The following is a 13,149-nucleotide window of genomic DNA, read 5'->3' as shown; positions in this document are numbered from 1 at the left end:
CACAGCCTTTCGTGGGGCAGCATTAGTGCAGAAAAGGGACTTTTGCCGCATTACTATGAACAGCAGGTATTGAATGACTTTTTGAAATTTGCTCAAGGAGTACCCCTCCCCGACCTAAAATATCAATTATCAAAAGATCACAAATGAAAGCACAAAAAGGCATTTTATTAGAAAATTACTGCGAGATAAGGAAATACTTAGTATATATAAAAGTATGGTCGTATATTTAACAATCTTCCCCAAAATAAACATAACCACTTGTTTTTATTATAATAATAAAGCAGCAAAGTAATATTCTTCAGTGTGAACGCTTTTCTCAGCCCGAATAAAAGACACCACTATTCACGAAATAAATAACAAAAATAAAAATAACAGGATTGTCACAAATGTTCACAAATCACAGAATGCAGTCACCGGGTCGGCAAGACTCCAACAATGAAGACTGATCATCAAACCACACTGATGACGTCGCAAAATGGAAGGACTGATCATGTCAAACTACCTGAACGATATTGACGCAATTGCTTCACTCAAAGCTACTCAGGGCTCTTCCTGGGAAGCGATCAATCCTGAATACGCTGCTCGCATGAAAGCGCAGAACCGTTTCAAGACCGGTCTGGATATTGCCCGCTACACCGCCAGGATCATGCGTGAAGACATGGCGGCTTACGACGCTGACACAGCTAAGTACACCCAGTCTCTGGGCTGCTGGCATGGATTCATCGGTCAGCAGAAAATGATCTCCATCAAAAAACATTTCAACAACACGGATCGTCGCTACCTTTACCTGTCTGGGTGGATGGTTGCTGCACTGCGCTCTGAGTTTGGTCCTCTGCCTGACCAGTCCATGCATGAGAAAACGTCTGTAGCCGGCCTGATTGAAGAACTATACACATTCCTGCGTCAGGCTGACGCCCGTGAACTGGGTGGCCTGTTCCGTGAACTGGACTCTGCCCGCAAGGCTGGCGATACCGCTAAAGAAGCAGACCTTCAGAGCCAGATCGACAACCATCAGACACACATTGTGCCTATCATTGCCGACATCGACGCTGGTTTCGGTAACGAAGAAGCCACTTACCTGCTGGCCAAGAAAATGATTGAAGCCGGTGCCTGCTGTATCCAGATTGAAAACCAGGTTTCCGATGAGAAGCAATGTGGTCACCAGGACGGTAAGGTAACCGTTCCTCACGAAGACTTCCTGGCCAAAATCCGCGCGGTTCGCTACGCCTTCCTGGAGCTGGGTGTAGATGACGGGGTAATTGTTGCCCGTACTGACTCCCTGGGTGCTGGCTTGACCAAACAGCTGGCGGTAACCAATCAACCGGGTGACCTGGGTGACCAGTACAACAGCTTCCTGGATGTTGAAGAAGTGACTCCAGAGAACATGAACAACGGTGACGTGATCATTAACCGTAACGGCAAGCTGGTTCGTCCCAAGCGTCTGCCCAGCAACCTGTTCCAGTTCCGTCAGGGCACCGGTGTTGAGCGTGTAGTTCTGGATTGCATCACTTCCCTGCAGAACGGTGCCGACTTGCTGTGGATTGAAACCGAAAAACCTCATGTTGGCCAGATCGCCGAGATGGTTAACAAGATTCGTGAAACCTGCCCTAACGCCAAGCTGGTTTACAACAATTCACCGTCCTTCAACTGGACTCTGAATTTCCGCCAGCAGGTATTCGATGCCTGGAGCGAACAAGGTAAAGACGTTTCTGCCTACGACCGTGCTCAACTGATGAGTGCAGAGTACGACGCAACTGAACTGGCCCAGGCGGCTGATGAGAAGATCCGCACCTTCCAGGCTGACGCTGCCCGTGAAGCAGGTATCTTCCACCACCTGATTACTCTGCCAACTTACCACACCGCCGCGCTGTCCACTGACAATCTGGCTAAAGAGTACTTTGGTGATCAGGGCATGCTGGGGTATGTAGCTAACGTTCAGCGCAAAGAAATTCGTCAGGGTATTGCCTGTGTTAAACATCAGAACATGGCTGGCTCAGACATGGGTGATGACCACAAAGAATACTTCTCTGGTGATGCTGCACTGAAAGCGGCCGGTGAAGACAATACCATGAATCAGTTTGGCTAAAGAATTCGCCTCCCCCGCGTGAATTTCACGCACCCAGTCAGGGCAGCTTCTCGCTGCCCTGACTCATTCTGACCAAGCAAAGCCCCGATTCATTGAGTAGACTTAGGATCAGCTGATCCCGGGCAGTGTCCGTAGACACGGGACATTGAAATCAAACCTTAACACAACCTACCAAACTTTTACTCGCAATACCCCTTTAAAAAAGAGAATTTATTCATTATTAAGAATAAATTGTCATAATCTTCCACTTCAAAGCTATCCACGAGAATCTTTATACATATACAGAGAGACAGATATGACAGTACGTAAAAGCCGGAAATCGAAAAGTTATGCTAACGGAAAACATACTATTCATGTAGTTAATTACCCTTTTCACTTAAAATCACATACTATACGTGATCGGAATTCATACCCGAGTACCTCTCAGGGATGAAGTTCGGATTGAGCCGGATTAGGGAGGCCCAGGCCATGAAAAACAGGGTCAAAAAAACACAGTGTTCTGACAAGCATCGTCTCCCGTAAAGAAAGACAGCTTTAAGCCATCGTCGTGCTCTGTACTGATGCGATGAAAAACGACGGTGAAGGCACAACTACTGGTCGGCAGCCCACGTCTGCCAGAACATTTTATAGCGACACTTGATAGCTACACTAGGTGACCGATATGCGGATAGGGATCCCTGGAGAGATTCAGGAAAACGAAAACCGGGTAGCTGCTACGCCTGATACGATAGGCAAGCTGCAAAAGCTCGGTTATGACGTCATCATTGAGAGTGGAGCTGGTATTAAAGCCAGCTTTGATGATGCAGCTTTTATAGAGGCTGGCGCTCAAATAGCAGAACGCTCAGAAGTCTGGGGTTCCGATATCGTCCTGAAAGTCAATGCACCTACAGACGACGAAATATCTCTATTAAAAGACGGCGCCACCTTGGCCAGCTTTATCTGGCCCGGTCAAAATGAAGAGCTTATGAACAAGCTCAGTGAGCGCAACGTCAACGTGCTGGCTTTAGACAGCGTACCCCGGCTGTCCCGCTCCCAATCACTGGACGCCCTCAGCTCTATGGCTAATATTGGTGGCTATCGGGCTGTTGTCGAAGCTTCACATCACTTTGGCCGCTTCTTTAATGGCCAGATTACTGCTGCTGGTAAAATCCCACCTGCCAAAGTTATGGTTATTGGTGCCGGTGTTGCCGGTCTGGCCGCCCTGGGTGCTGCTGGCAGCATGGGAGCTATTGTCCGCGCTTTCGATACCCGTCCTGAAGTTAAGGAGCAGGTAGAAAGCATGGGGGCTGAATTCTTGGAGCTCGATTACGAAGAAGAACAGGACTCTTCCGACGGCTACGCCAAAGAGATGAGTCAGGCCTTTATTGACGCCGAGATGGCTCTGTTCATGGAACAGGCCAAAGAGGTCGACATCATTATCACCACCGCCCTGATTCCGGGTCGCCCGGCACCCAAGCTGATTCTGGAAGAGATGGTTAAAGCCATGAAGCCGGGCAGTGTTATTGTCGATCTGGCCGCACAGACCGGTGGTAACTGTGAGTGCACAGAAAAAGACAAGGTTGTGATCAGGCACGGTGTCACTGTCATCGGTTATACCGATCTACCCAGTCGGCTACCGACCCAGTCATCCCAGTTATACGGCACCAACCTGGTAAATATGCTGAAACTGATGACACCTGAGAAAGACGGCAACCTGGTCATCGACTTTGAGGACGAAGTAGTCCGTGGTCTCACCGTCGTGAAAGAGGGCAGTATCACCTGGCCTCCACCGCCTGTTAAAGTCAGTGCTGCTCAGGTAGCCAAACCGGCTCCAAAAGTTGATGAAGTCAAGAAAGATAAGCCTTCGCGCCCTTGGTTAAAGCCTGCCCTGATCGCTGCAGGTGCGGCCATCTTCGGATGGGTTGCCCATTCAGCTCCGGCCAGTTTTCTCGAGCACTTCACCGTATTTGTTCTGTCGTCCATCATTGGCTACTACGTCATCTGGAATGTTACTTCCGCCCTGCATACACCTCTGATGAGTGTGACCAACGCCATCAGCGGCATCATCGTTATTGGTGCCCTGATGCAAATGGGGAGTGACAACAATATTATTCTGGCTCTGTCGGGCATCGCCCTGTTGGTGGCGATGATCAATATTGTCGGTGGTTTCGCTGTGACCCAGCGGATGCTCAAGATGTTCATCAGAGATAATTAATCGCAGCGGGAGTTACAGGAATGTCACAAGGATTATTATCGTCCGCCTACCTGATAGCAGCACTGCTGTTTGTCATGAGTCTGGCAGGCCTCAGTCGTCAGGAGTCAGCCAAGAGCGGCAGTCTCTATGGCATGATCGGTATGGTCATCGCCGTGCTGGCCACTTTGGGATATGCGCACCTCGAAGGCTTCACTTATATCACCATTATGATGATTGTGGGCACAGCCACAGGTCTGTTCCTGGCCAGGAAAGTGGAAATGACCGAAATGCCACAGCTGGTTGCCATCCTCAATGGTTTTGGTGGTCTGGCGGCGGTATTGATCGGCTTTTCAAGCGCCATTGAATCTTCAGAATCAATGGCCAGGGCGGCTGCCAATCTGGTGTCGCCTGCTGATCAGCTGATTCACAGCATTGAAATTTTCATTGGCATTATCATTGGTGCAATCACCTTCAGCGGTTCGGTTGTTGCCTGCCTGAAACTGAATGGCAACATCAACAGCCGTCCAGTATCACTGCCCGGCGGCCACTGGACTAACCTGGGCCTGATTGTTCTGGCCATTCTTATGGGGGTCATATACGTACAGCAGGACAGTATTCTGGCACTCATTGTCATGACAGGTTTGGCCTTTGTTTTTGGTATCACTCTGGTTATGGGTATCGGTGGTGCAGATATGCCGGTAGTGGTTTCCATGCTGAATGCCTACTCAGGCCTGGCCGCTGCGGCTACTGGCTTCATGCTGGGAAACAATCTGCTGATCATCACAGGTGCCATGGTAGGCTCGTCAGGTGCCATACTCTCCTACCTGATGTGTGCTGCCATGAACAGATCCTTTATATCCGTTATTCTTGGTGGTTTTGGCACCGAAGGCGGCTCTGTAGCAGAAGGTGAGGAGCAAGGTGAATACACTGAGGTCAATGTGGAAGAAGTCGCTGAAATGCTGAAAAATGCTTCCAGTGTGATTATCACTCCCGGATACGGTATGGCCGTCGCCCAGGCTCAGCATCCCCTGAGAGAACTGGTCAATAAGTTGTTGGCTCAGAACACCAGGGTGCGCTTTGGCATTCACCCGGTTGCGGGTCGTCTGCCAGGCCATATGAACGTTTTGCTGGCTGAAGCAAAAGTGCCTTACGATATCGTTGAAGAGATGGATGAGATCAACGACGATTTTACCGAAACCGATGTCGTTCTGGTGATTGGTGCCAACGATACCGTAAACCCGGCAGCGGCAGAAGATCCAGGCAGTCCGATTGCGGGTATGCCGGTACTTCGTGTCTGGGAAGCAGAAAGGGTAGTGGTATTCAAACGATCCATGGCTACAGGCTATGCTGGCGTCCAGAACCCTCTTTTCTTTAAAGACAACTCTCGTATGCTTTTCGGAGACGCCCACGGCACCGTCGAAGGTATTCTTAAACAGTTCTGACATGAATACCCGGATAAAAGTCTTACTTCTATCCGGGTAAAGCAGTTGCTAGAAATTTGCTTCATGCAAGAAAGAGTATATTAAGCCTCATCACCTTGACGCTGCTGATTTTCTGGTACCGGATTTTCCGGTGCTGGGTTTTCAGGTACTGGATTCTCTGGCGATGGGTTTTCAGCTACTGGATTCTCTGGCGATGAGTTTTCAACTACTGGATTCTCTGGCGATGGGTTTTCAGGTACTGAGCCTCCCTCAGGTACTGGGTTTTCAGACACCGACAGCTTGCAGGCACCCGACAGCAAAACCGTGCTTTTTTCAGTTGATGAGCATTCTGGTAGCGGGCTTAAAGGTAGTGGCGACAGAACTATAGTGAGTCTGCTACTCTCCGCGAAGGGCACTGCATTAAAATAAGTAGGTGACCAGTTACTTTGAGGGTCTGTCACCACCGGACCGTATTCCCTGCCATCTACAGACAATGAAATCTGGTATGACTGCTCATCGGGATAATAAAATTTACCACCCGCAAATACGGTAAAAGTATAAGTAGGCCTATACACATCCGGACTGTCCAGAGACCAGCCTACACTTCCTTGAGGGTACTTGGCATCAGTCGGATGAGTATCATCATTCACATTCTGGAGACTGATATTGGTATTAATGGGAACGTAAACACCGGACTTTTCAACAGCATCCAGTGTGACCGACAAGCCACTCACCTTCCTGAAGTGCGTCAAAGCACTATATTCAAAGCCATCGGCCTTGGCACTGAAGCCGTAACCGATCCCCACCGTTTCGTCTCTGAATACCACATCTGCTGCGGACGCGAAACTGGAAAGAAATATACTAACGGGTAAAACCAGTAAAACTTTCATAACTAAAAAAAGCCTCTTCTGATGTTATAACCCTGAAAAATCATCAAGACGCATCAACCAGCATTAGGTTCGCTTCAACAATAACACCAATACCGGAGTCACCGTTTATTGATCTGCACGAAAATAAACGAACGTCACACGTCCACTTCTCGCCAACTCATTTGCGACCTACAACTAATTACGTCGGCCGAAATGCAGCAGAACAAGAAGCTCGACATTTAATGAAGTTTCCGGACTAAACCACCGCTCAATTATAGATACTCATTTCTATAACTGCTTTTTTTTACCGTGAAAAAAATTTACTCCGCCATTTTTTATTCTCAAGGGCATGACTTTCCTGATATCGGAATATCCGTTCTGATCCGGCGAGCCTGCTGTTTCAATTGGTGACACTCTTCATCCTTAAGAAGCTGTCACAAAGCTGCTGCACTTCTCAGATAGAGCGTTCAACAGTGAGTGCCTGATAATCAGAGGCCGCGAATATTTTCAGCTTCCAGCTCAGCAAAGTATTTCAGGGTCTTCACCCGCAATTCCATGGTGGCTTCTTCATCACAGACGATCATGGCTTTCGGGTGCATCTGCATGGCAGAAATAGTCCACAGATGGTTCACGGAACCTTCGACCGCAGCATGGAGGGCATAAGCCTTATCTGCACCGGTGACCAGAATCATGACTTCACGGGCATCCATCAATGTGCCCACGCCAATGGTCAGGGCCAGTTCGGGTACCTGATCGATGTCGTTTTCGAAGAAACGGGAATTGGCCTGACGGGTCTTGTCAGTCAGGGTCTTGATGCGGGTGCGTGAAGACAGGGAAGAACCTGGCTCGTTAAAGGCAATATGGCCATCGTGACCGACTCCACCCATGAACAGATCAATGCCACCACAAGATTTGATCTTGTCCTCATAGCGCTGACATTCAGCTTCCAGGTCTGCAGGATTGCCGTTGAGCAGATTGATGTTTTCTTGGGGGATGTCAACATGCTCAAAGAAATTCTTGAACATGAAGGTGCGGTAAGATTCCGGATGATTGGCGGGGATACCCACGTATTCATCCATGTTAAAGGTCACTACATGCTTAAAGCTCACTTCGCCGGCACGGTTCATCTCAATCAGGTTCTTGTAGGTAGCCAAAGGTGTGCTGCCTGTTGGCAGACCCAGAACAAAAGGGTTCTCTGCCGTTGGCTTGAACTCGTTGATCCGTCTGGCAATGTGCCTGGCGGCCCATTTGCCCACGTCGGGTTTAGCGGATAGAGGAATTAAGCGCATAGTTTATCCTTCTGGTTGCAGACTTTCAGAATTCTGTTTAGCCGGACGATGAACATTTGTCACCCTTTTTTCGGCGTGATGTAACCGGTCACATTATCACCCCTGCACATACCGGCCTATCTCACAGATCAATGTTTCGTGAAAAAGAGACGAATTTCTCTTATTCTCTACTATCCGCTCCTCTTTCTGGTTAATCCAAAATACATGCGCATTCTTCACACGTCTGACTGGCATCTTGGTCAACACTTTATGGGCAAGAGCCGAGAGCCTGAACATCAGGCATTTATCCGCTGGTTGCTAAAAACCGTCGACGAGAATTCTGTGGATGCCATTATTATCGCCGGTGATATTTTTGATACCGGAACACCTCCCAGCTATGCACGAACGCTCTACAACCGCTTCATTGTCGACCTCCAGAAAACCTGCTGCCAGCAGCTGATTATTGTCGGAGGCAACCATGACTCGGTCGCAACCTTAAATGAGTCCAGAGATTTATTGGCCTGCCTGAATACCCATGTGATCGGTGGCGTTACAGAAAACCCGCAGGACCAGATAGTGGTTTTAAAGAACCATCAGGGAGAGCCCGGCGCAGTCGTGTGTGCCATACCTTTTATCCGCCCCAGAGATGTTCTGGAAAGTCAGGCAGGTGACAGCGATACCGATAAGCAGCAAGCCCTGCAGAACGCAATCGCCAGGCACTATCAGGAAGTATTTAAACTGGCCTCCGATAAACATCTGCCAACCATAGCAACAGGGCACCTGACCACAGTGGGTGGACAAATGACTGAGTCGGTGCGGGACATTTATATAGGAACCTTGTCGGCTTTTCCGGCCAGTGCTTTCCCTCCGGCTGACTATATAGCCCTCGGACACCTGCACCGCGCCCAGAAAGTCTCGGATCAGGCACATATTCGCTACTCAGGCTCTCCCATTCCACTGAGCTTTGATGAGACATCCTGCCGCAAACAAGTTGTGCTGGTTGACCTTGAGTCCGGTGCTGCGCCAGACATCACAGAGCTGGAAGTGCCCACATTTCGTTGCCTCAAAAGCCTCAAAGGCAATTTGGACACCATTCAGGACGCGCTGGAAAAGATCGATGACGAATGCCCACTGACCACCTGGCTGGAATTGGAAGTCAGCACTGATGACTACCTCACTGATCTGCAAAAACCAATACAGATCATGCTGGAAGAGAGAAATCTGGAAGTATTAAGAGTGCGTCGAAAGCGCGAAATCAACCGTGCTGCTCTGCAAAGCGAGAGCAAAGAAACGCTTGACGAGCTTGATGTCTCTGAAGTATTTGCCCGTCGACTGGGCGACGAAGATATTGATGAGCAACGCGCAGCCACTCTCAGTCAGGCTTTTAATGAAATCCTTGCCACTCTGGATGAACCGGAAGAAGACCGCAACACCTCTGAGCCTGAGGACGAGAAGGAGTCAATGGTTTGAAAATCCTCAGTCTACGTCTGAAAAACATCAACTCGCTAAAAGGTGAGTGGAAAATTGATTTCACCGAAGATAACTTCCGCAACAACGGCTTTTTTGCCATCACCGGCCCAACGGGGGCGGGAAAAACCACGTTACTGGATGCCATCTGTCTGGCTCTTTATCATCAGACACCTCGACTGAGCAGCGTCTCAGCCAACGATAACGAGTTGATGACACGTCATACGTCAGAATCTCTGGCGGAAGTGGAATTTGAAGTTCGGGGACAGGGCTATCGTTCATTCTGGTCCCAGCGTCGGGCCAGAGGCAAAGCAGACGGTAAGTTGCAGAGTCCACAAGTGGAGCTGGCGAAACTGGATGGCGCCATTATGACCAGCCGCATCAACGACAAATTAAAAATCGTCAGTGACATCACCGGTCTGGACTTTGGTCGTTTCACCAAGTCCATGATGTTGGCCCAAGGGGGCTTTGCTGCTTTTCTGCAGGCCAGCGCCAATGACCGGGCCGGGCTTCTGGAAGAACTGACAGGCACGGATATCTACGGAGAAATTTCCCGCCGGGTGTTTGAGCGAGCACGATCAGAGCAGGAAACACTCAACCTTCTACAGGCCAGAACCGAAGGCGTTGAGCTGCTGGACGACAGTGTTATGGAAAATCTGGCTAAAGAGCAGACCGACCTGACGGAATCCAGCCGCAGGATACAGAGCCAGATTGATGAACTGAACAGACAACATACCTGGCTGGAAAAAAAAGCAGAGCTTGAGCAAGAAAAGCAAGCGTCCGAGCATTTACACCTGCAAAATGTGGAACAACAGGAAGCCCATCGTGAAACCCTGAAAAAACTGGACGAATCGATTCCTGCTCTGGAAATAAAGCCCGTCTATGATCAGCTATCGACCCTGAGGGCGGCGGCTGCTCATCGTCAGAAACAGTTGGATGATCTGTCAGAGAAAGAACAAACCCTCAAGGAAACCCTGACGGAAAAAGAACAGGCTAGCAAAAGTGCACAGGAAAACCTCAAGCAGGTCAAACAGCAGAAAGCAGAAACCGAGCAGTTGATAGCTGATCAGATCATTCCGCTGGATCTTCAAATCGCCGAAGCCCAACGCAGTCAGGCCGAGCTGTCTGAAGCACAGAAAGAACGTCAGAAAACATTTCAAAGTCTGGAAGAGCAGTACTCAACACAACAACAGAATCGCCAACAACTTCAGCACGCTCTAAAACAGGCCTCTGACTACCTGGCCCAACATGCTCAACATGAGAAGCTGGCAGAACAGCTGCCGCTCTGGCGTTCGCAGTTTGGTCAAAGAAAGTCTCTGGTCAAACAGATTCATCAGCTCAGACACTCGCTTCAAGAACAGCATAGCCGGATTGAGAAGGACAGCACCCGACACGAACAGTTGCTGGAACAGCAAAAAGTCAGCGAGGAAAGGTTAGCCCGGTCCCGTCAATGGTTGGAGCAACGGCAGACTCAACGCCAGCATTGGCTTCAGGGTCAGGAAGAGTCTTTAGTCAGGCGACAACAACACGCCATGATGGAAAAAGTGCCACTGTGCCAGCAGCTGAAAACGCTGGTTAAGCAGCATCTTGAAAACCACACCAGCCTGTGTGCAGAAAAAACGACACTGGATGAAAATAGCAGGCAACTCACCGCTGTTCGGGCAGAACTGACTCAGCAAAGGGAACTATACAGAAAAGAAACTCAGCACCTGAAAGATCTGGAAACCCTGCTGCTTCAAGAGAAAACGATTGCCAGCCTTAGTGAGCATCGTAATCAACTGAGAGATGGCGAAGCCTGTCCACTCTGTGGCTCAAAAACACACCCTGCTGTACAGAGTTATCAACAGGTAGACGTCGATTCCACTTTTTATCGACAGGAAGAAAAGAAGCAGCTTGTGGCAGAACTGGAGCAGCAGGGAACCCGGAAAAAGCAGCTGGAAACAGAACTCAAAACGCTGTGCACCACATCAGAAAAGCGCATTCTGGAATTACAGGATTGGCAGGCATCAACGCAGAAAGAGTGGCAGAAGCTTTGTCAGTCATTTCAGATTCAGCTGAATATCTCTGACACTGAACAGGTTCACACCTGGCTAAACAACACCAGAGAGCAGCTGTCAGCCATTAATGAGCGAGTCAAACAGCTGGATACGATCAACCAGCAACTGCAAAGCGCCCAACAGACGGCAACTCGGGAACAGCAGCAGCTTGATCAGAAACAGTCTCAATTGGCTCTGTTGCAACAACAGCTGAGTCAGGCTTCGGCACAAGTCGGAACAATGACTCAGCAGCTCTCAGGGCAGGAACAGGAACTGAGCCAGTTGGAGCTCGCCCTTCATCACTCTCTTGAAACCGCGCTTCCGGCACTTGAAAACCAGGACGGTTGGCTCATTGAACAAAAAGCGTTGAAAGATCGCTGGCAAACATGCCATCAGCAGAGTCTGGAGCAACAACAGGCACTGCAAACGCTTAATCATGAAATACAGATGCTTGAGCAGAATCTGCTTCAGTCCCGACAACAGGCTGATCAATTAAACCGGCAACTGGAACAGATCGAAAGAGAGCAGGCTGATCGCAAAGACATGAGATTCACACTGTTTGGCGAACTGAAGGTCAGCGAGGAACGCAGCAGGATCGAACAAGCTATAGTCACCGCTGAACAAAGCGTTAGTAGCGCAGATAAAGGGTTGCAGACAGCGTTGCGCGCTGTCAGCGAACTGTCCGGCTCTATCCGACAACACCTTAATGACCAAACAACTCATCAGTCAGAACTGGAGGGAAAAGAGGCACACTGGCAAAGCACTCTGGAAGACAGTCCTTTTGATTCCAGCGAACAGTTTGAGCAGTCCCTGCTTGCTCCTGAACAACGTACAGAACTGGAAGCACTGAAAAACACTCTGAACAAGGCCATTGCGCGCAGTACCGAACGTTGCAAACTGGCGGCTGCCTCGTTGGAAAAGCTATTGCAGGAAGCCCTGACTGAACAGGCCTCTGAAGAGATTCTGACTTGCCTGAAACAACAGACCGCAGAGCTGAGCCTGAACAATCAGCGACTGGGTGAAATCCGACAGGCACTCACTGAAGATCAGAAAAAGCGTCAGCAGTTGTCTGGCTGGGTAGATGAAATTAGCCGCCAGAAACAGCAGTTTGCCGTCTGGGAACATCTCAACAGCCTGATTGGTTCGGCAAAAGGCGACAAGTTTCGTAAGTTTGCCCAGGGACTGACCCTCGACCACCTCATTTACCTCGCCAACCAGCAGTTACAAAGGCTGCATGGTCGTTACCAGCTAAACAGAAAAGCAGGCGAAGCTCTCAGCATGGAAGTCATTGATACCTGGCAGGGTGATACTGCCCGGGATATCAAAACCCTCTCAGGAGGAGAGAGCTTTCTGGTCAGTCTGGCACTGGCACTGGCCTTGTCTGATCTGGTCAGTCACAAAACCAGTATTGATTCGCTCTTTCTGGACGAAGGCTTCGGCACACTGGATCAGGAGACACTGGAAGTAGCGCTGGATGCCCTGGACAACCTGAACGCTTCAGGAAAGATGGTAGGCGTTATCTCACATATTGAATCACTGAAAGAAAGGATTCCTACGCGTATTGAAGTGAGGAAAGAGACTGGGTTGGGATACAGTACTCTGGACAAGCGTTATGCTGTGGCCAAGTAGACGACATTGGTCTTTACTTCTCAAGGGAAACCGGCACTGTTCATCAGGTCTTATCAGGAAGATCCACTAAAAGATCCGAAAGAACTCTTGAAAGATAGCGTTATCTCTTTCGACGGCCAGAAGAACTCAGTATCAGATGACTGGGAGGTGCTGCAATGATTGCATCAGATCAGTCACCAGGTTCAGCTCAGTGAAAACTG

The 13,149-nt window shown here is 49.4% G+C and carries 7 protein-coding genes; 5 read left to right on the top strand and 2 right to left on the bottom strand.

Annotated features, from left to right (window positions below):
- Positions 1 to 490: 490 nt before the first annotated feature.
- From KBW69_RS11560 to pntB, 3 genes are all read left to right on the top strand, one after another.
- Complete coding sequence (locus KBW69_RS11560; protein ID WP_257254251.1) at positions 491 to 2,086, top strand: isocitrate lyase; 1,596 nt, start codon at positions 491 to 493, stop codon at positions 2,084 to 2,086.
- Between the two features lie 661 nt (positions 2,087 to 2,747).
- Positions 2,748 to 4,280 (top strand): Re/Si-specific NAD(P)(+) transhydrogenase subunit alpha, encoded by a 1,533-nt coding sequence (locus KBW69_RS11555; RefSeq protein WP_257280951.1) that lies wholly within the window; start codon positions 2,748 to 2,750, stop codon positions 4,278 to 4,280.
- A 20-nt stretch (positions 4,281 to 4,300) separates the two neighbouring features.
- A complete protein-coding gene (gene pntB / locus KBW69_RS11550; RefSeq protein WP_257254249.1) occupies positions 4,301 to 5,701 on the top strand; it encodes a Re/Si-specific NAD(P)(+) transhydrogenase subunit beta in 1,401 nt (466 codons plus the stop codon).
- 80 nt (positions 5,702 to 5,781) lie between these two features.
- Here pntB and KBW69_RS11545 read toward each other — a convergent pair whose 3' ends face one another.
- Together KBW69_RS11545 and nagB are read right to left on the bottom strand one after the other, a co-directional pair.
- Positions 5,782 to 6,570 carry a hypothetical protein gene (locus KBW69_RS11545; RefSeq protein ID WP_257254248.1) on the bottom strand — a complete coding sequence of 263 codons (789 nt, stop codon included), beginning with the start codon at positions 6,568 to 6,570 and terminating at the stop codon, positions 5,782 to 5,784.
- 467 nt (positions 6,571 to 7,037) lie between these two features.
- Positions 7,038 to 7,838: a glucosamine-6-phosphate deaminase gene (gene nagB, locus KBW69_RS11540; protein ID WP_257280949.1), complete on the bottom strand. Its 801-nt coding sequence runs from the start codon at positions 7,836 to 7,838 to the stop codon at positions 7,038 to 7,040.
- Between the two features lie 138 nt (positions 7,839 to 7,976).
- Here nagB and sbcD point away from each other — a divergent pair, with 138 nt between their 5' ends.
- Together sbcD and KBW69_RS11530 are read left to right on the top strand one after the other, a co-directional pair.
- Positions 7,977 to 9,287, top strand: coding sequence for an exonuclease subunit SbcD (gene sbcD / locus KBW69_RS11535; RefSeq protein ID WP_257280948.1), 1,311 nt, complete (start codon positions 7,977 to 7,979; stop codon positions 9,285 to 9,287).
- On the top strand, positions 9,284 to 12,949 hold the full coding sequence (locus KBW69_RS11530; RefSeq protein WP_257280947.1) for an AAA family ATPase: 3,666 nt from the start codon (positions 9,284 to 9,286) through the stop codon (positions 12,947 to 12,949). The genes sbcD and KBW69_RS11530 overlap by 4 nt, the downstream gene beginning before the upstream one ends.
- The last annotated feature ends 200 nt before the right edge of the window (positions 12,950 to 13,149 follow it).

The sequence above is a fragment of the Endozoicomonas sp. ISHI1 genome, from assembly GCF_024606225.1.
Taxonomy (GTDB): Bacteria; Pseudomonadota; Gammaproteobacteria; order Pseudomonadales; family Endozoicomonadaceae; genus Endozoicomonas_A.
Note: the sequence above shows the minus strand (reverse complement) of the source record. Positions and strands in the feature narration are given on the sequence as shown.